We start from the raw sequence: 18,729 nt of genomic DNA, 5'->3' as shown, positions 1-18,729 counted from the left end.
TAGGATGACCCGGTGCGCACGGACCGGCTCGGCAGGCTCGCGCGCGGCGCCTCGATCGCCGCGTTCGCGACGCTCGTCGCCGCGCTCGCGCACACCATCGGCGGCGGGGCGCCTCCCGGCGGCCTGACCCTCGCGCTCGCGCTGGCGTTCGCCGTGCCGTTCGCGGCGGTCGTCGTCGGCGCACCCGCGAAGGCGTCGACGCGGGCGGGCGGCATCCGTGCCGCGATCGCCGCGGTCGGTGCGCAGCTCGCCCTCCACGCGCTCTACTCGCTCGGCACCGGCGCGCCCGTCTCGGGCGTCGTCATCGGAGCGGATGCCACCGCCGTGCATCACGCGCACGGCGCGGTCGCCCTGCCCGAGCTCGTCGCCGGGGCATCCGGCGTCGGCGCCGTCCTCGGCGCGGGTCATCACGGCGGTTGGATGCTCGCCTCGCACGTGGGTGCGGCGGTGCTCACGATCGCCTTCATCGTCGTCGCCGATCGCGGGCTCGCGATGCTCGCCACGCTGGCCGGCGGCATCCGACGCGCGGTGCTGCTGCTGGTCCCGGTCACGGCACCCGCGGCGGGCGGCACGTCGCGGGCCGTCGCGCCCGAACCCGGCGCGGTGCGTGATCCCCACCTGCGCGCATTCCGTCTGCGCGGGCCTCCGGTGGGAGTCCCGGCCGTCGCCTGACGGTCACGACGACCCCCCGATCCGACGCGGACGCGCCGTCCGTGCGCCATCGAGCGCACGCGCGTCCGCAGGCGCGACCGACTCCGGCCCGCCTCGTGCAGAAAGCAGCGCTCACATGACCCGCACCACCCGTACCCGCACCGCCCTCGCCTCGTCCGTCGCCCTCGGCGGCGGCCTCCTGCTCGCCCTCGCCGCACCGCTGTCGGCGTCGGCGCACGTCGGCGTCACGCCGTCGAGCACCGCCGCCGGCTCGTACACCGTGCTCGGCTTCTCGATCCCGCACGGCTGCGGTGACAGCCCGACCACCAAGGTCACGTTCACGATCCCCGAGGGGATCAACAGCGTCACGCCCACCGTCAACCCGAACTGGACGATCGCGGAGGTCTCCGAGGAGCTTCCCGAGCCGATCGTCGACAGCCACGGCGCGAGCGTCGTCGAGCGCGACGCGCAGGTGGTCTACACGGCGATCACGCCGCTCGATGCACACCAGCGCGACGTCCTCGAGCTGAGCCTGCAGCTCCCCGAGGACGCCGAGGGCGAGGACCTCGTCTTCCCCGTGCTCCAGGAGTGCGTCGAGGGCACGACCGATTGGTCCCAGGTCGCCGAGGAGGGTGGCGAGGAGCCCGAGTCGCCCGCCCCGGTCATCACGGTGACCGCCGCCGAGGGCGACGGCCACGGTCACGGCGCCGACGAGGAGGCGGCCGAGCCGATCTCGTCCGAGCACGACCACGGCGCCGAGGCGGAGTCCGCATCGACGTCGTCGGACGACGCGGTCGCCCGCTGGCTCGCGGTCGGCGGCATCGCCGTCGGCGCGGTCGGCATCGTGCTCGCGGTGCTCGCACGCCGCAAGCCGACGACGAAGGCGTAGACCGCCGTCTCCGGCACCTGAAGCAGCGGATGCCCCGTCCGAGCGCGCTCGGGCGGGGCATCGTGCTGCTCGGCGACACGTCAAGCCCGGCAGGATCTTGCCGGAATGCGCGATCTGCGCCGCAGACGAGCACCCGAGGCCGGTTTCCGGCAGTAAACTGCCGAAATGAGCCGGTCACTGGACGGGGCTACCCCGATCAGCACTGATCGGCATGATCCTGCCGGAAGGGAGGGGCGCATGATCGACGAAGCGGTCCACGCCCTCGGCGCTGCGATCCGCCACGCGCGGAAGGCGTCGAACCTCACCCAACGCGACCTGGCCGAGCTCGCCGAGACCTCGGAGCGCACCGTTCGCGACATCGAGCGCGGAACCGGCTCCGCCTCGATCGGCACCGTCGCGCGGGTCGCCGCGACCGTCGGCCTCACCCTCGAAGTCCGCCGATGAGCGACCTCGAGCGACTCCGCACGGTCAGGGTCGCCGACGTCTACAAGGCCGGGCGACCGGCGGCGACGTTGGAGCGGACCGAGCGCGGCGACATCCGCTTCGCATACCGAGACGGATATCTCGCCGACCTGACCGCCCGTGCGGTCGCGACCACCCTTCCGCTCGCCGACGAGCCGGTCACCACGACCGCGGGATCGCTCCCCGCCTTCTTCGCAGGGCTGCTCCCCGAAGGCCACCGCCTCTCCGTACTCCGCCGCGCGGTGAAGACCAGCGCCGACGACGAGCTCACGCTGCTGCTCGCCGTCGGCGCGGACGCTCCGGGCGACGTCCAGGTGCTGCCCGCCGGAGAATCCGTCGGAGAGGCCGCTGCGCTCGTCGGTTTCGACGAGGCGCCGACGACCGTGTTCCGGGAACTCGTCGACGAAGTCGACACCCACGCCATTCCGGGCGTGCAGGCGAAGGCCAGCGCGTCGATGATCAGCGCGCCCGTCTCGGCGAAGAACGGAAGGTTCATCCTCAAGCTCGGAGTTCCCGAGTACCCGCGGCTCGTCGAGAACGAACACGCGCACCTCACCGCGGCCAAGGGACTGCGGGTTCCGGTCGCCGACGCGCAGATCGCCACCGACCGAACCGGCGAGACCGGGCTGCTTGTCCGGCGGTTCGATCGGTTCCGCGCTGGCGCGGTATGGGGCCGGCTGGCATTCGAGGATGGAACCCAGGTGCTCGGGCTCCCCCCTGCGTCGAAGTACCAGATCCCCGCTGAGGATGTCGCCCTCGCGCTCGCGAGCCTCACCACGGCGCCGGTCGTGGCCGCCAGGAACCTCTACCTGCAGTTCGTCTTCGCGTGGCTCGTCGGCAACGGCGACCTGCATGCGAAGAACCTCGCGGTGCTCGAGGCCGAACCGGGCCGTTGGACGATCGCGCCGGTCTACGACGTCGTGTGCACGCTGCTCTACGGCGACGCGTCGATGGCGCTGCCGATCGACGGACGCACGACCTCGCTGAAGCGCCGCCACTGGGACGCCTTCGCCCGCCGGCTCGGCATTCCGGATCGCGCCGCGACATCGGCGAACGCGCTCGCGCTCCGCGCGGCAGCCTCGGTCGACCTCGACGCGGTGGGCATGACCGGCTCGCCCGTACGCGGTGCGGTACGCGAGCTGGGCTTCCGGCGGGCCGAACTGGGTTGAGCCGACTCGCGCCGACGGGTCGATCGGCGAACGCGCGCCGTCAGCGCGGTTCGAACGCAAGGTCGATGAGCTCCCTGGCGCGATGCGCGTCGGTGCGGGGATCGGCGCCGTCGCTGCGTTCGCTGACGGTCGCGAGCATGGTGATCGCGAGCAGCACGTCCTCGGTGCGGACGTGCGCGCCGACCCGGCCGGCTGACTGCTCGTGCGCGAGGGCCGTGTCCGCCAGGGCGCGGATGCGCTCCCCGAACCGGGCGACGCGCTCGTCGTCGCGGTGATCCCAGATGAGCTGGATGATCGCCGCCGAGATCGTGGCCTGGTCGATGATCGCGTCGAACAGCGTGTCGAGCGTGGCCCCGGGCCGAGCCGACCCGGCTTCGAGCTCGTCGATGTTCTCGTCGAACACGGCGATGGCGATCGAGAGGCGGTCGGGGAAGTGCCGGTACAGGCTGCCCTGGCCGACGCCCGCGCGCTTCGCGATCGAGCTGTAGGGGGCCTGCAGGCCGTCTTCGGCGAAGATCTGCCGCGCTGCGGCGATGAGCGCCCGCCGGTTCGCCGGCCCCGCGATCGGTCCCCGATTCGGCTTCCGGTCCGCCGTCGAATTCCCAGCTCCATGCGCAGCCATGAGTGTTAGCGTAGTACCGGACAACGATGTCCGGTCAGAGGAGGAAAGCATGACCCGATCCTGGGATCGAGAAGTCGACGTACTGGTCGCCGGCAGCGGCGCCGCGGGCCTGACGGCGGCGATCACCGCCGTCGACGCGGGATTGACGGCACTGGTCGTCGAGAGCACCGACCGTTGGGGCGGCACCACGATGCGCAGCGGCGGCGGCCTGTGGATGCCGAACAATCCGGCGATGCGACGCAAGGGCATCCCCGACTCCCGCGAGGAGGCACTCGACTACCTCGAGGCATCCATCGGCCCGGTCGCCGACATCGGGCCGGCCTCGTCGCAGGAGCGCAGGGAGGCGTTCGTCGACGGCGTCGCGCCCACGTTCGACCTGCTCGAACGCCTGGGAGTCGTCTGGACCGTCGGCACCGACTACCCCGACTACTACCCCGATCGGCGCGGCGGCAAGGTCGGCCGCTCCATCGAGGTGAAGCCGATCAACGCGAAGAAGCTCGGCGACTGGCAGCGCACCTCGCGCATGAGCGACGCCATTCCCGTGCCGCTCAAGACCGACGACGTGTGGCTCCTCACGCGCGCCTGGTCGACGGTGTCCGGATTCATCCGCGGCGCGAGGTTCGTCTTCCGTACCCTCGGCGGACTCCTCACCGGACGTAGGCTCATGGGCATGGGGGGCGGACTCATGCTCAGCCTCGGGCTGATCGTGAAGAACCAGGGCACGGAACTGCTCCTCGACGCGCCACTCACCGAACTCGTGAAGGACGAATCCGGCCGGGTCGTCGGCGCCGTCGTCGCGACGCCGTCCGGTCCGATCTCGATCCGCGCACGGCGCGGGGTGATCCTCGGCGCCGGCGGATTCGCGCAGCGCACCGAATGGCGCGAGCGCTACCACGGCATCCCCGGGTACACGTCGGCGGCCGAGGGCGACCTCGGCACGGCGATCGAGGCGGGCGCCGCCGCAGGCGGTGCGCTCGCCCTCATGGACGACGCGTGGTGGGGGGCCTCGGTGCCCATCCCAGGCAAGCAGCCGTCGTTCATCCTCAACGAACGCAGCGACCCGTTCTCGCTCGTCGTCGACCAGTCCGGGCAGCGGTACCTGAACGAGTCCGAGAGCTACATCGACTTCGGCCACCACCTGCTCGAACGCGACCGCACCGTGCCCGCGAACCCCTCCTGGCTCATCACCGAACGGCGCCACGCCCAGCGGTACCTCGCGCCCGCCGGGCTCATCGGCGGCAAGGCGATGCGCACCGAGGGCATCATCGTCGAGGCGCCGACCCTCGACGAACTCGCCGAGAAGATCGGGCTCGACCGCGACACGTTCCGAGCGACGATCAGCCGCTTCAACGGATTCGCGAAGACCGGCGTCGACACCGACTACGGCCGCGGACGCACCGTCTACGACAACTACTACGGCGACCCGCGCGTCAAGCCCAACCCGAACCTCGGGCCGATCGAACGCGGTCCGTTCCGCGCCACCCAGCTCGTTCCGGGCGACCTCGGCACGAAGGGAGGCCTCCTCACCGACGAGCACGCCCGCGTGCTCGACGAGCAGGGCGAGCCGATCCCGGGCCTGTACGCCGCCGGCAACACCACGGCCAGCGTGATGGGCCGCACCTACCCCGGCCCGGGATCGACCATCGGTCCGGCCGCCGTCTTCGGATACCTCGCCGCCGTCCATGCGGCGGAGGCATCCGACCACACCGGCGTCGCCACCGCGGCGCCGCAGCACGAAGAGAAGGAAACCCTCGTATGAGCACCCCCAAGACCCTGACGGGCGACGACTCGATCAAGACCTGGCTCGAGCACCCGGTGGGCGGCCCGATCCTGCGCGACATGCTCGCCCAGTCCGGCCAGTCCGCCGACGTCTTCAAGCCCGTCAGCCGCCTGGCGATCAAGCGGCTGATCAAGCTCAGCAAGGGCCAGTTCTCGCAGGAGACGCTCGACGCGCTCATCGCGCGCGCCGCGGCCGGCGACGTGCCGGCCGGCGCGCCCGAGGCCCCCGAGCCGACGAGCGAGGCGGACGAGGACGCCGGCGTGCCGCAGGTCGAGACCCCGGAGTGGGTCGAGCGCATCGACGACGGCCGCTTTTCCGGCAAGACCGTCATCGTGACCGGCGCGGGATCGGGCATCGGCCGCGCCACCGCGTCGCGCATCGCGCGCGAGGGCGGCCGGGTCGTCGCGGTCGACGTGTCGCAGGAGCGCCTCGACGAGTTCGCGTCGGAGCATGCGGGCGCCGACATCGTGACGCTCGTCGCCGACATCACCGACGACGCGAAGGTCGCCGAGATCGTCGCCGCGGCCGGCGGCCGCATCGACGGCCTCGCGAACATCGCCGGGATCATGGACGACATGACGCCGATCGGCGACCTCACCGACGCGGTGTGGCAGCGCGTGTTCCGGGTGAACGTCGACGGCACGATGAAGCTCATGCGCGCCGTGATCCCGACGATGCTCGCCCAGGGCATCGGTTCGATCGTCAACACGGCCTCCGAGGCCGCGCTGCGCGGCTCGGCGGCGGGTGTCGCCTACACCGCGTCGAAGCACGCGGTCGTCGGACTGACGAAGTCGACGGCGTTCATGTACGGTCCGCACGGCATCCGCACCAACGCGGTCGCCCCCGGCCCGACGATCACCAACATCGAGGCCACCTTCGCGTCGCCGCTCGGCGCGCAGCGCGTGCGCCAGGCGATGGCGATCCTGCCGGACGCCGTCGAGGCCGACGCCCTCGCCGCGTCGATCACGTTCCTGCTGTCCGACGACGGCGTGAACGTCAACGGCGTGGTGCTCGCCTCGGACGGCGGCTGGTCGGCCACCTGACCCATCCGGTGGTCGAGTAGCGACACCCCTCCGGTGGTCGAGTAGCGACGAAGGAGCGTATCGAGACCCCTCACCCGGTCTCGATACGGCGCCGAGGCGCCTACTCGACCACCGACCCCACTCACCCCGAACGGAGTCGACGTTGCCCCCGTACCACCCCGACCTCGCGGTCGCCCGGTTCATCCCCAAGATCTCGTTCTCGCGCGGCTCCCTGCGGTTCCTGCGCCGGAAGCTCCCGACCATGCCCGACGTGCCCGGCATGCGCATCGAGAACGTGTCCATCCCCGGCGGAGACGGGGCGCCGCCCGTGCGCGTCCGGGTCTACGACCCGGTCGATCGCGCCGCCGACTCCCCCGCCCTGCTCTGGCTGCACGGTGGCGGGTTCCTCATCGGCGATCCCGAGCAGGACGAGGCGTCGAGCATCGGATTCGCCCGCGACCTCGGCGCACTCGTCGTCAGCGTCGACTACCGGCTCGCGCCCGAGCATCCGTCGCCCGCGGCGACCGCGGACGCCTACGCGGCCCTGACCTGGCTGTTCGACCAGGCGGCCGAACGCGGCGTGGACCCGGCCCGCATCGCGATCGGCGGGGCATCCGCCGGCGGCGGACTCGCCGCCTCGCTCGCGCTCTACGCGCATGACCGCGGCGTGGTGCGGCCGGCGTTCCAGCTCCTCGTCTACCCGATGCTCGACGACCGCACGGTGCTGCGCGACGACCTCGACACGCGCTGGGTGCGCGGCTGGACGCCGAAGTCCAACCGGTTCGGATGGACGAGCTACCTGGGCGGCGAGCCGGGCGCATCGGATGTCTCGGCGTACGCCGCCCCGGCACGTCGGGTCGACCTCACGGGACTCCCACCCGCGTGGATCGGCGTCGGCTCGCTCGACCTGTTCCGCGACGAGGACCGGGTCTACGCCGAGCGGCTCCGCGAGGCCGGTGTGCCGTGCGAGTACGTCGAGATCGAGGGCGCGTTCCACGGCTTCGACGCGATCCTGCGGAAAGCGGGCGTCTCGAAGTCGTTCTGGCGGATGCAGGCCGACGCGCTGCGCCGCGCGCTGGCAGCGGCGGTCGAGTAGCGCAGCCCGGCCCCGGCGGTCGAGGAGCGCAGCCCGGCCCCGGCGGTCGAGCAGCGCGGCCCGACCCCGGCGGTCGAGTAGCGCAGCGTATCGAGACCCGCGCTCCCGGTCTCGATACGGCGCTGCGCGCCTACTCGACCACCGGCGAAGTCCGCCGCATCGGGATGTGCGGGATCCCGTCCTCCGCGAACTCCGCACCCGAGCGGACGAACCCGAATCGGCCGTACCACTCCTCGAGCTGCATCTGCGCGTCGAGGTCGATCGGCACGCCGGGCGCGAGCTCGTCGCACCGGTGGATCGCGGCACGCATCAGGTCGGCTGCGAGCCCTCGGCCGCGCGCCTCGGGCGCCGTGGCGACGCGGCCGATGCGCATGGCCGAGGCATCCGTGAGGATGCGGAGCGTCGCGAGCACGTCGTCGCCGTCGGCGATCCACATGAGCTCGGCCTCGGGCTCGAGGTCGCGCCCGTCGAGCTCGGGGTACGCCGCCGCCTGCTCGACGACGAACACGCGGATCCGCAACCACAGGATGCGGTAGAGCACGACCGGGTCGATCGCCGCGAGCGGGGAACGGTGCAGGGAGGCGGGCATCCTCCGACGGTACCGCGCGCACCGTGCGCTACCGCCCGGAACCCGCGCCCGAGCCGGGCCGCTCGGGCCGCACGGGCCGCTCCGGTCGCACGCCGACTCGCACGTGCCCACTGCTGGCCGCGGCCTCGAGCGCCGCATCGACCTCGGCCAACGGGTACTCGGCCGACACGAGCTCGCCGAACGGCGGCGCTCCGCGCACGCCGGCCAGGTAGTCGATCGCGCGCTCGAGGTGCTCGACCCGGTAGTTGTGCACGCCGGTCACCGTGAGCAGTCCGCGCACGATCGCTTCGGGGTCGAGGTCGACCGTCGGCCCCGGCGACACGCTTCCGACCAGGACGAGGATGCCGCCGGTGCCGATCGCGCCGAGGAGGGCGCGCACGGAGGACGGAGCCCCCGACGCCTCGATCGCCACCAGCGGTTCGGACAGCCGACGGCGGGCGAGTTCGGCCGCGAGGTCGTCCGACGGGTCGAGCGTCGCCTCGGCGCCGAAGCGACGGGCCATCACCCTCCGGTCGACGTCGGGGTCGACGACGACCACGTCGGCACCGGCCTCGGTCGCGATCGCGGTGACGGCGAGGCCGATCATGCCGGCGCCGCCGACGAGCACGGTGGCGCCGTCGAGCGGCACGCGGGATGCCGCGTCGAGCGCCGCGACCGCGGTCGCGGTCGAGCACGCCGCGGGTGCCGCCAGTTCGGCCGGCAGCTGCTCGGGGACCCGCACGATGCCGGTCCCGCGGCGCAGCTGCACGTGCGTCGCGAAGCCGCCCGAGAGCTCCCAGCCGCGGGTCATCCGCTCGTGGCCGTACTTCGCGAGCGACCGGCACTTCTGCGGATGCCCCGACCCGCAGCGGTCGCATCCGCCGCAGCTGACCGTCACCGTCCACACGACGCGGTCGCCGGGGCGCAGCGGCGTGCCGTCGGAGGCGAGGACCTCTTCGCCTCCGACGGCGAGCACGCGCCCGACCTGCTCGTGGCCGAGCACCGTCGGCGTCGGCGAACCGCGGTGGCCGCTCACGGTGTGCACGTCGGAGCCGCAGACGGTGGCGAGCTCGACCTCGACGAGCACGTCGCCCGCGTCGAGGCGCACGCCGGGGACCGCGACCTCCTGGTGCCGGGCGCCGGGCTCGAACCACACCATCGCGGTGGGCGTCGGGGTGACGAGCAGTTCCTGCTCGCGCCCGCGGGCGAGGGTGGGCATGACCGCCCTACGCCTCGAGGCCGGGCAGGCCGGGCAGGATGGAGGGGCCGGGCAGGCCGGGCAGGCCGAGCAGCGCGGGGAGGTCGGCGATGCTCTCGATGATCGCGTGCGCGCCCGCGGCCTCGAACTCGGCGCGGCCGTGCGTGCCGGTGAGCACGCCGACGACGAGCCCGGCCCCCGCGGCGAGGCCCGATCCGATGTCGCTCTGCGTGTCGCCGACGACGACCATCGACCCGACGGATCCGGCACCGGTGCGCAACAACGCCGTCAGGGGCAGGTCGGGGTAGGGGCGGCCCCGGCCGGCGTCGGCCGGGGCGAGCGCCGCGTCGGCGAGATCGTGCCAGTCGAGCGCATCGAGGATCGCGTCGCGCGTCGCGGGGGCGAAACCGGTCGTGAGCACCACGGATGCCCCCGCTTCGCGCAGGAGCCGCACCGTCTCGGCGGCACCGGCGATCGCCGACACCCCGAGCTCGGCGACGAGTTCGGCGTAGGCGCCCTCGAACTCCGCGTTCGCGCGCTGCGCGAGATCCTCGTCGCCCGTGAGCACCCGGAAGACGGCGATCTTCGACTGCCCCATGGTGTCGCGCACGTACTGGAGGGCGCGCTCGCGCGCCTCGCCCTCGGGTGCGAACCCGGCCCGCTCGGCCGCGAGCGCGAACGCCCGTTCGACGAGACCGTCGTCGCACACGGTCGTGCCGGCCATGTCGAGCACCACGAGCTCGACGGTGCGGTCGCCGATGCGCGGCGGGGTGGTGGCGGTCTCGAGGGTGGTCATGCTGCGCTGCCTTCCTGGGTGGTGATGGTGGGGATCGGTCCGGCGTGCGCCGGCGTCGTCGACGACGCGGCGGCCGACGGACCCGAGAATCGGGCGACCACGGCCTCGGCGAGGCCGAGTCCGGTGGTCATGCCGATGCCGGTGGTGGCCGCGGCGAGATGCACGCCGGGTTCGACCTCGACGTCGAGGTAGTCGTCGGGTCCGCTGGCGTAGACGCCCTGCCAGCGTTCGAGCACCCGGAACGGACCGGTGCCGAACAGGCGGACGGTCTCCTCGAGCATCGCCTCCGAGGCCGACTCCGCCTGGAACGGGGCGACGGTGGCACCGCGGTAGTGGGTGTCGCCGACGATGAGCGAGCCGTCGGGCAACTGCGTGTACATCTGGTTCAGGTCGATGGCCGCGAGGTCGGGGCGGTCGGTGTGCAACCGCTCGCGAAGCGCGGCCGTCGCCGGCAGCGCCGCGAACGCGCCGTAGCGCAGCAGCGACCAGCCGGTGAGCAGCGGTGCATCGAGGGGCATCCGCAGGTCGGCCGCGACGCGGAGCATGTCGAGGCCGCAGCGGACGATGCCGTGGCGTTCCGCGGCGTCCGGGAAGAGCAGGTCGATGTCGTGGTTGACCGCGACGACGACCTGCCCGGCCGAGATGTCGCCCCGACTGGTCGAGACGACCCCCGGAGCGACGCGGCCCACGGCGGTGCGGAACCGGAACTCGACGCCGCGCGCGGCGAGGAACGCGGTGATCGCGCCCAGCGCCTGGCGGGGGTTCGCCTGCAGGTCGGCGGGCAGCATGGCGCCGCCGATCACGCTGCCCGGAGCGACCGGGACGCACGCCTCCAACGCGGCCCGGTCGAGCAGGTCGACCGGAGTCCGTGCGTCTTGCGCGGCACGCGCCTCGGCGAACTCGGAGAGCACGTCGAGCTCGTCATGGGCGCGTGCGGCGACGAAGGTGCCGGACTCGCGCAGCCAGACGCCGGCGTCGCGCGCCAGTCGGAGCCAGATCTCGCGGGCGGCGAGACCGTACTCGAGCGCGACACCGGTCTGGGGGGTCACGCAGAGGTGGCCGAAGTTGCGGATGGACGCGCCGGATGCCTCGCTCCCCCGCTCGACCACGATGACGCTGAGCCCACGGTCGGCCACGGCGAGCGCGACGCCGAGTCCGACGATGCCGGCGCCGACGACGACGACGTCGGCCCGGGCAGCGCCCGTGCGGGTGCCGCCGCTCAACGGAACACCCGCCGCATCCACACCGCGAGGCCTTCGAACACGAGCTGCACGACCAGGATCATCAGCACGATCGAGGTGACGACGTCGTAGTTCGAGCCCTGCCCGGCGTTCAGCAGGTAGTAGCCGATGCCGCCGCCGCCGACGATGCCGAGCACCGTCGCGGCACGCAGGTTCGTGTCGATCAGGTAGAAGCTGTGGCCGATCAGGGCGGGCACGCCCTGCGGCAGCGTCGCCGACGCGTACACCTGGAGGCGCGTGGCCCCGGTGGCGATGAGCGCCCGCTCGGGTCCGCGCTGCACCTCCTCGAAGGAGTCGGCGATGAGCTTGCCGAGCAGCCCGATGCCGCCGAACGCGAGCGCGATCGTGCCGGCCTGGGCGCCGAGGCCGGTGATGACGATGAGCACGATCGCGAGGATCACCTCGGGCACGCCGCGGATCCCGACGAGCAGTAGTCGGGCGCCGCCGCGGACCCCGCCGTTCGGCGCGACGTTGCGGGCCGCGAACGAACCGATCACGAGGGAGAGCACGAAGCTCAGCAGCGTGGCGGCGAGCGCGACGGAGACGGTCTCGACCAGGGCGCCGAACATCGTGTCCCAGTCGTACGATCCGAACGACGGCGGCCAGAACTGCACGGCGACGCCGGGAATCTTCGCCCACACGGTGACGAAGTCGGACCAGGTGATGTTGCAGACGGCGATGCCGGCGACGATGACGGCGACCGCGACCCAGAACGCCGCGGTGCTGCCGATGCGCGCGCCGTCCCACGGGCGGCGAAGGGCGGCGCGCAGGTCGGCGGGGCTCGTCGCGGCGCTCGTGCCCGACGCGGAGGCATCCGTACCCGAGGCATCCGTCGGGGCCTTCGCCCGCGTCGCCCGACGGACGATCCGGTCGCCGATGCCCCGACCGGTCGGCTGCGCACCGAGCATCGCCCGGCGGATGAGGCTGGAGACGACCTCCATCACGACGCACAGCACGAACATGACGATCGCGATGCCGATGCCGAGCGAGTAGTCCAGCGACTTGAACGCGTACGACATCTCGAGGCCGAGCCCGGCGACGCCCACGTAGCCGAGCACGACGGAGTGCCGGAGGTTGATGTCGAAGCGGTGCAGGATCGTCGCGATCCAGCTCGGCATGACCTGCGGCAGGATGCCGCTCGTGAACTCCTGCAGCTTCGTGCCGCCGGCGGCGCGGATCGCGAGGCGCGGACCCTCGTCGATCTGCTCGATCGCGTCGGCGAAGAGCTTGGCGATCATGCCCACCGAGTGGATGCCGATCGCGAGGATGCCGGGCAGCGTGCCGAGCGAGAACATGAGCACGAACACCATCGCGAGCACGATGTCGGGCACGGCGCGCGTGAACACGGTGATGAACCGGCCGATCGCGCGCCACGCCGGACCCGGCGTCGTGTTGCCCGCGGCGAGGTAGGCGACGGGCACCGAGAGGACCGCGGCGAGCAGCGTGCCCGTGAGCACGAGACCGAGGGTCAGCGCGGTGAGCGAGAGCAGTTCGGCGGGTTCGGGGAACGTGACGGTGCCGACCCGTTCGAAGAAGTGCTGCGCGTTCGCCCAGCTCTCGACCATGCCGGCGATCGAGATGTCGATGTCGACGAGCGCCCAGACGGATGCCGCGACGAGCGCGACGAGCGTGAGCCCGGCGGCGATGCGCTCGGGCGAGACCGGTCGGCGGGGTGCACGGTGGGCGACGCCGGCGCGCGTCGGCGCCGGGCCGGTGACGAGGGCGGTCATCGGGCTCCCTCGTCGGCGAGCGAGACGACGGATGCCACGCCGGATGCCCGGCCGGATGCCACGCCGGATGCCTCGCGGCCCGTGGTCTCGCCGAGCTCCCGCTCGATGGCCTCGAGCTCGGTCGTGGCGGTCGCGACGCGACCGTAGATCTCCATGACCTCGGCCTTGCCGAGCCCGGCGGTCGGGGTGTCCAGCACCACCTGGCCGTGCCGCAGGCCGACGATGCGGTCGCCCCACGAGAGCGCGAGGTCGACCTGGTGCAGGCTGCAGACGACCGTGAGTCCGGCGTCCATGGCGATCTCGCGGATCAGGGCCATGACCTGTTCGCTCGACTCGGGGTCGAGCGAGGCGACGGGTTCGTCGGCGAGCAGGATCTCGGGCTCCTGCATGAGCGCGCGGGCGATGGCGACCCGCTGCTGCTGCCCGCCGGAGAGGGTGTCGGCGCGCTGGTACGCACGGTCGAGCAGGCCCACCCGGTCGAGGTGGCCGAGTGCGGCGAGCTTGTGCGCCCGCGAGTACCCGAAGAGGCCGAGGCGGGGGCCGCGCAGTTCGGCGAGCGCCCCCGTGAGCACGTTCTCGAGCACGGTCAGCGACGGCACGAGTTCGAACTGCTGGAACACGAAGCCGACGCGCGAGCGCAGACGGCGGAGGCGCCGCCCGGTGAGGGACGGCACCTCCTCGTCGAGCACCCGCACCGAACCCGCGCTGGGCCGCTCGAGCCCGTCGAGGTGCCGCAGCAGCGTCGACTTGCCCGAGCCGGAGAGGCCGAGGAGCACGACGATCTCGCCGCGTTCGACCTCGAGGTCGACGCCGTCGAGGGCGGTGGTCCGACCGAAGGCCTTGTCCAGTCCTGCAACCTGGATGACCGGTGTGCTCATGTCAGTTCTCTCGTGTCGTGCGATGCGTATCGTGCGCTGCGCGGGTTCGGTGGGGCGTGCGGTCAGCGCCGGGTCAGCCCTGGCACTGGGTCGCGTTGATCTCCGCGCAGATGTCGCGGATCAGGTCGTAGTACTCGTCGTCGACCGGCTTGGTCGCGAAGAACACCGAGCGGAAGCCGTCGCTGTCGGCGCTCTCGACGCCCGACTCGATGATCTGGTCGATGGTGACCTCGGCGAGGATGTCGGTGAGCTGCGACTTGAGCTCGTCGGGGAGCGCGTCGGAGACGACGATCGGGGCGCCCGGCACCATGGTCTCGGCGACGATCTCTACCTGGTCGCTCTTGGCGACCTCGCTGTCCTCGGCGAAGCCGGCCTCGCACTCGACGCCCTCGCCGACCTTCGTCACCGAGACGTCGTGCTTGCCCGCGAAGACGGGGGTCACGTCGGTCTCGGCGTCGATGCCCTCCTGCAGGAGGTTGTACGAGGGGAAGAGGTAGCCCGAGGTCGACGACGGGTCGACGAAGCAGACCTTCTTGCCGGCGAAGTCGGCGAGGCCCGTGATGGAGCTGCCCTTCGGGACGATGGCCTGCGAGTAGTACCCGGGCTCCTGGCCTTCGGCGGTGACGATCGAGGAGATCGGCGTGATCTCGGCACCGTTGTTGGTGGCGGTGACGTAGGTGAAGCCCGAGAACGACGCGACGTCGATCTTGCCGGCGATCGCGGCCTCGATGAGGGCGGCGTAGTCGGTCGACTCGTGGTACTCGACCTCCTTGCCGGTCTCCTGCGCGATGTAGTCCATGAGCGGCTGGTAGTTGGTCTCGGTGTCGACCGAGTCGGGCACGACGCCGAACACGAGGGTGTTCTCGTCGACGGCGAAGCCCGCACCGGAGTCGGCGGCGGCCTCCTCGCTGCCGCCCGCGGGGGCGGAGCATGCGGCGAGCGTGAATGCGAGCGCGCCGGCGCCGAGGAGCGCGAGGGCGGAGGTGGAGCGACGGGTGGTCATGACGGCCTTTCGGACGAGGGGGTTGGGAATCAACGCTGGCAACCTTCGCATCCCGCGAGCCGAGATGTATACCGAACTCGGATGGATTCATCGGTTGTTCACCTATGTCCAGCCCGGGTGAATACTCGGTGCCCGACGTCGCGCGGCGAGGCTACGCGAAGTAGTATTCCTACGTGGCTTCGAGTATCTACAAGGAGATCGCCGACGAACTCCGGCAGCGCATCACCAGCGGGCAGCTCGCCGCGGGCGACGACGTGCCGACGGAGGCCGAACTCGCCGAGCGGTGGAACACGTCGCGCGGCCCGATCCGCAACGCGCTCGCCTCGCTCCGCGAGGAGGGCCTGATCGAGACGACCAGGGGCAGGCCGGCCCGCGTCGTCGAGCGCAAGGCGCACCAGGCCGTCGACGTGTCGATCCCGTTCACGAGATGGGCCCGCGACCTCGGCACGAAGCCGGGCGCGGTCACGCAGTCGCTGTCGCTTCGCCGGCCCACCGAGGAGGAGGCGCTGCTGCTCGGCATCGAACCGACCGAACACGTCGTGCACGTACTCCGGCTGCGCCTGCTCGACGGCCGCCCGACCATGCTCGAACGCCTGACGTACACCGAGACGGTCGGCCGCCTGCTCTTCGACGCCGACCTCGACACCGTGTCGATCACCGAGTACCTCGGCGAGCGCGGGCACGCCTCGATCGACGTGCACCACGAGATCGACGCGGTCGCCGCCGACGACGACGATGCGCGCCTGCTCGAGGTCGAACCGGGCGCGCCGATCCTCCGCCTCAAGCGGGTCAGCCGCGACGGCGAGGGGCGGGCGTTCGAGGCATCCGACGACCGCTATCGCAGCGACATCGTGCGGTTCACGGTCGCCGCGTCCGGCCGCGCGAGCAGCGGCGAGCACTACCTCCGCGCCTTCGCGGGCAGCTGACACCGCCGGGCGGTCGAGGCGCGAAGCGAATCGAGACTCAGGTCATGCGGTCATCAGGAGCACGCCCGCCAGCACGGCGACGGATGCCCCGACCCGCCATCCGGCCCGACCCTCGCGCAGCACGAGCACGCCGAAGACGCTCACCAGCACGACGCTGACCTCGCGCAACGGCGCGACGAGCGACAGCGGCGCCATCGTCATCGCGGCGAGCACGAGGATGTACGCGAGCGGCGAGAGCGCACCGAAGCCGAGGATGCGCCGCCACTGCGCCCGCCAGACCCCGCCGAGCTCCCGTGCCCGCCGGCCGAGCAGTGCCGTGAACAGCACGATCTCGCCGAACGTCGTGCCGACCATGTACGCGACGGGTGCCGCGCCCCACTCGCGCACGGCGTTCGCGTCCCACACCGTGTAGGCCGCGATGGCCACGCCGGTGAGCAGCCCCCACGCGATGCCCGGGTCGATGCGGGCGCCGATGCGTCGCCGCTCCGGGTCCGCCGCCCCGGTGCCCACGCCGGCCACGCGTCGATCCCGGTCGACGAGGCCGATCGCCACGACTCCGGCGATGACCACCGCGATGCCCGCGAACTCGGCGGCCGTGGGTCGCTCGCCGAACCAGACGATCGCGGCGACCACCGCGATGGCCGGCCCGCTGCCGCGCGCGGTCGCGTACACCGTCGACAGGTTCCCCGCGGCGTATCCCCGCTGGAGCACGAAGCTGTACGCGCAGTGCAGCACGGCCGACACCACGGCGCCCGTCCAGAACTCCGCGGGTGGGGCACCGAGTCCGCCCGTGAGCGGCACCGCCGGCAGCCACATCGCCGTCGAGGCGACCGCGCCCCACCAGAGGAACGGCACGCCGATGCGGCTCACGCCGTGGGCGATCACGTTCCATGCGGCATGGCAGACGGCGGCGGCGAGGACGAGGGCGAGGGCGGTGGCGGACATGTCGGACCCTTCTGCCGTCGCGGGCGCGACGAACGGGTCCTCCGGGCTTTTGTCCTGTCAGATGACGGCCGCCGGCTGGGCGACGACCGTGGCGCCGCTCGGACCAGGCGGGCCGCACCTCCGCGCGGACCCCGGAACCCTAGGCGCTGTCGCGCACACGGTAGCACCGCCGGGTGAACACCCCTCGCCGATGTCGGCGGCGGGTGGCACGCTGGAGGGACGTCCGTGGAAGGGGCATCCGATGTGCGGCAGGTTCGTCGTCTCGCAGAAGGTCACCGATCTGACCGACGTCTTCGACGCCGAAGACGACTTCCCCGAGTGGGAGCCGAGCTTCAGCATCGCGCCCACGAACGTCGTGCCGATCGTGCGCGAGCGCGCCGACCGCGAGACGGGCGCGTTCACCCGGCGCGTCGAGCCGGCCGTGTGGAACTTCCATCCCTCGTTCATGAAGGAGTCGAAGCGCCCGCAGTTCAACAGCCGCATCGAGACGGTCGCGACCAACGGGCTGTGGAAGGGCGCGTTCGCGTCGGGCCGCTGCATCGTGCCGATGCACGGCTACTACGAGTGGACGGGCGAGCCGGGCAGCAAACGCGCCCACTACCTGCACGGGCCGGGCGACGTGCTGGCGGCCGCAGGCATCTCGACGGCGCGCAAGCTCGACGACGGCAGCTGGGAGGTCTCGACCTCGATCATCACGCGTGAGGCGAGGGATGCCTCGGGCGAGGTGCACGACCGGATGCCCGTCTACCTCCCCCTCGACGAGATCGACCACTACCTCGATCCGGTGAAGCTCGACGCGGGCGCCGCCGAGGCGATGGTCGGCTGGCTCATCGCGGCATCCGACCGTGTGGCGCCCACCATCACCGAGTACGAGGTCGATCCGAAGGTGAACAACACCCGCCGCGCCGACCCGAGCGACCCTTCGCTCATCGAGCCGCTCGAGGCGTGACGGCCGGCGTGACGGCGGGGGTGCCGGAAGGTGCGCCGGAAGCGATCGCCGGCGGCGGCCCGATCCGGTACGACGGAAGCCCGCGGCGTCGGATGAGCCACTCGGCGACGACGACGTTCGGCACCCAGCACAGGAACGGCACCGCGGCGTAGGCGTTCGCGAATGCCGCGTCGTAGTCGAACGGGCCGAACGGGCTCTGCACGACCAGCAGCAGCGGCAGCCACACCCGCAGCATGACCGCGCTGTAGGTGAGTGCGAAGTTCCGGATCATCCAGGCCTGGTGGTTCGCGACGTCGCGGTGGCGGATCGCCGCGTACGCGCGCCACCCGCTCAACAGCCAGAGCACGCCGAGTGCACCGAAGCCGAACATGCCGACGAGCCCCGCCTCGCTCGACGGCGCGATGACGATGCCCGCGACGCCGCCGACACCGACCGAGGCGAGGTAGGTCCGCCCGATCCAGCGGTGCACCGCGGGCCGCCGATCGCGCAGGCCCCGCCAGAATTGGAACGGGCCGAGCACGAGCGCCAGTCCGCCCGCGACGACGTGCGTGTAGAACGCCGCCAGCACCACCGGCGGCCGGTCGACGTAATTCCCCGCGAGCCCGGTGCCGGCGTCGGCCAGGTCGCGCAGCGTCTGCGTGAGGTACGGCGAGACGGCGAAGGCGACGATGCCGATCGAGGTCAGGACGACGATCGTCCAGCCGGTCCGACTCCCACGCCGGCGCCGGATGGGCCGTTCCTCGGCGGCGGCAACGCGCATCTGGTCGAGATCTGCGGTCATGCCGCGACGGTACCGACGGCCCG

19 protein-coding genes are annotated in these 18,729 nt (G+C 72.2%); 9 read left to right on the top strand and 10 right to left on the bottom strand.

The annotated features are described in order from the left end of the window. Positions 1 to 12 precede the first annotated feature (12 nt). From ELQ40_RS18660 to ELQ40_RS00305, 4 genes are all read left to right on the top strand, one after another. The gene (locus tag ELQ40_RS18660) at positions 13 to 672 is read left to right on the top strand and encodes a hypothetical protein (protein WP_164863423.1); all 660 of its coding nucleotides are present in this window, start codon (positions 13 to 15) and stop codon (positions 670 to 672) included. Positions 673 to 787: 115 nt separating this feature from the next. Beyond that, positions 788 to 1,540 (top strand): YcnI family protein, encoded by a 753-nt coding sequence (locus ELQ40_RS18655; RefSeq protein ID WP_164863422.1) that lies wholly within the window; start codon positions 788 to 790, stop codon positions 1,538 to 1,540. Between the two features lie 237 nt (positions 1,541 to 1,777). After that, positions 1,778 to 1,984 (top strand): helix-turn-helix domain-containing protein, encoded by a 207-nt coding sequence (locus ELQ40_RS00310; protein ID WP_127791812.1) that lies wholly within the window; start codon positions 1,778 to 1,780, stop codon positions 1,982 to 1,984. Further along, positions 1,981 to 3,171, top strand: coding sequence for a type II toxin-antitoxin system HipA family toxin (locus ELQ40_RS00305; RefSeq protein ID WP_127791810.1), 1,191 nt, complete (start codon positions 1,981 to 1,983; stop codon positions 3,169 to 3,171). Before ELQ40_RS00310 ends, ELQ40_RS00305 begins: the two co-directional genes overlap by 4 nt. Before the next feature lie 40 nt (positions 3,172 to 3,211). Here the strand turns inward: ELQ40_RS00305 and ELQ40_RS00300 are convergent, their stop codons facing one another. Next, on the bottom strand, positions 3,212 to 3,844 hold the full coding sequence (locus ELQ40_RS00300; RefSeq protein ID WP_240665874.1) for a TetR/AcrR family transcriptional regulator: 633 nt from the start codon (positions 3,842 to 3,844) through the stop codon (positions 3,212 to 3,214). Between ELQ40_RS00300 and ELQ40_RS00295 the strand changes: the two genes are divergently transcribed. The 3 genes from ELQ40_RS00295 to ELQ40_RS00285 all read left to right on the top strand — a co-directional run bounded on the left by ELQ40_RS00295 (position 3,843) and on the right by ELQ40_RS00285 (position 7,691). Then, the gene (locus tag ELQ40_RS00295; RefSeq protein WP_127791808.1) at positions 3,843 to 5,552 is read left to right on the top strand and encodes an FAD-binding protein; all 1,710 of its coding nucleotides are present in this window, start codon (positions 3,843 to 3,845) and stop codon (positions 5,550 to 5,552) included. The two genes, ELQ40_RS00300 and ELQ40_RS00295, sit on opposite strands and share 2 nt — an antisense overlap. Next, the gene (locus ELQ40_RS00290; protein ID WP_127791806.1) at positions 5,549 to 6,616 is read left to right on the top strand and encodes an SDR family NAD(P)-dependent oxidoreductase; all 1,068 of its coding nucleotides are present in this window, start codon (positions 5,549 to 5,551) and stop codon (positions 6,614 to 6,616) included. The genes ELQ40_RS00295 and ELQ40_RS00290 overlap by 4 nt, the downstream gene beginning before the upstream one ends. A 142-nt stretch (positions 6,617 to 6,758) precedes the next feature. Then, positions 6,759 to 7,691, top strand: a complete 933-nt coding sequence (locus tag ELQ40_RS00285; RefSeq protein WP_205649389.1) for an alpha/beta hydrolase — start codon at positions 6,759 to 6,761, stop codon at positions 7,689 to 7,691. A gap of 130 nt (positions 7,692 to 7,821) precedes the next feature. Here the strand turns inward: ELQ40_RS00285 and ELQ40_RS00280 are convergent, their stop codons facing one another. The 7 genes from ELQ40_RS00280 to ELQ40_RS00250 form a co-directional block, all read right to left on the bottom strand. After that, positions 7,822 to 8,280, bottom strand: a complete 459-nt coding sequence (locus ELQ40_RS00280; RefSeq protein WP_127791804.1) for a GNAT family N-acetyltransferase — start codon at positions 8,278 to 8,280, stop codon at positions 7,822 to 7,824. 28 nt (positions 8,281 to 8,308) lie between these two features. Then, on the bottom strand, positions 8,309 to 9,478 hold the full coding sequence (locus tag ELQ40_RS00275) for a zinc-binding dehydrogenase (RefSeq protein WP_127791802.1): 1,170 nt from the start codon (positions 9,476 to 9,478) through the stop codon (positions 8,309 to 8,311). Positions 9,479 to 9,485: 7 nt separating this feature from the next. Next, a complete protein-coding gene (locus ELQ40_RS00270; protein WP_127791800.1) occupies positions 9,486 to 10,253 on the bottom strand; it encodes a phosphonatase-like hydrolase in 768 nt (255 codons plus the stop codon). Beyond that, a complete protein-coding gene (locus tag ELQ40_RS00265; RefSeq protein WP_127791798.1) occupies positions 10,250 to 11,476 on the bottom strand; it encodes a TIGR03364 family FAD-dependent oxidoreductase in 1,227 nt (408 codons plus the stop codon). The genes ELQ40_RS00270 and ELQ40_RS00265 overlap by 4 nt, the downstream gene beginning before the upstream one ends. Continuing rightward, positions 11,473 to 13,224 carry a phosphonate ABC transporter, permease protein PhnE gene (gene phnE, locus ELQ40_RS00260; protein ID WP_127791796.1) on the bottom strand — a complete coding sequence of 584 codons (1,752 nt, stop codon included), beginning with the start codon at positions 13,222 to 13,224 and terminating at the stop codon, positions 11,473 to 11,475. The genes ELQ40_RS00265 and phnE overlap by 4 nt, the downstream gene beginning before the upstream one ends. Then, complete coding sequence (gene phnC, locus ELQ40_RS00255; RefSeq protein WP_127791794.1) at positions 13,221 to 14,102, bottom strand: phosphonate ABC transporter ATP-binding protein; 882 nt, start codon at positions 14,100 to 14,102, stop codon at positions 13,221 to 13,223. Before phnC ends, phnE begins: the two co-directional genes overlap by 4 nt. 73 nt (positions 14,103 to 14,175) lie before the next feature. Then, on the bottom strand, positions 14,176 to 15,105 hold the full coding sequence (locus ELQ40_RS00250; RefSeq protein ID WP_127791792.1) for a phosphate/phosphite/phosphonate ABC transporter substrate-binding protein: 930 nt from the start codon (positions 15,103 to 15,105) through the stop codon (positions 14,176 to 14,178). Positions 15,106 to 15,278: 173 nt separating this feature from the next. Here ELQ40_RS00250 and ELQ40_RS00245 point away from each other — a divergent pair, with 173 nt between their 5' ends. Next, a complete protein-coding gene (locus ELQ40_RS00245) occupies positions 15,279 to 16,031 on the top strand; it encodes a GntR family transcriptional regulator (RefSeq protein WP_240665873.1) in 753 nt (250 codons plus the stop codon). A 42-nt stretch (positions 16,032 to 16,073) separates the two neighbouring features. On the opposite strand, the gene ELQ40_RS00240 is transcribed toward ELQ40_RS00245, so the two are convergent. Further along, entirely contained in the window at positions 16,074 to 16,976 is a 903-nt protein-coding gene (locus ELQ40_RS00240) for an EamA family transporter (RefSeq protein WP_127791790.1), read from the bottom strand. Between the two features lie 241 nt (positions 16,977 to 17,217). Between ELQ40_RS00240 and ELQ40_RS00235 the strand changes: the two genes are divergently transcribed. Beyond that, on the top strand, positions 17,218 to 17,925 hold the full coding sequence (locus ELQ40_RS00235; RefSeq protein WP_127791788.1) for an SOS response-associated peptidase: 708 nt from the start codon (positions 17,218 to 17,220) through the stop codon (positions 17,923 to 17,925). Here the strand turns inward: ELQ40_RS00235 and ELQ40_RS00230 are convergent. After that, positions 17,903 to 18,706: a DUF2306 domain-containing protein gene (locus tag ELQ40_RS00230; protein WP_127791786.1), complete on the bottom strand. Its 804-nt coding sequence runs from the start codon at positions 18,704 to 18,706 to the stop codon at positions 17,903 to 17,905. The two genes, ELQ40_RS00235 and ELQ40_RS00230, sit on opposite strands and share 23 nt — an antisense overlap. Positions 18,707 to 18,729 lie beyond the last annotated feature (23 nt).

The sequence above is a fragment of the Agromyces sp. LHK192 genome, from assembly GCF_004006235.1.
GTDB lineage: Bacteria > Actinomycetota > Actinomycetes > Actinomycetales > Microbacteriaceae > Agromyces.
Note: the sequence above shows the minus strand (reverse complement) of the source record. Positions and strands in the feature narration are given on the sequence as shown.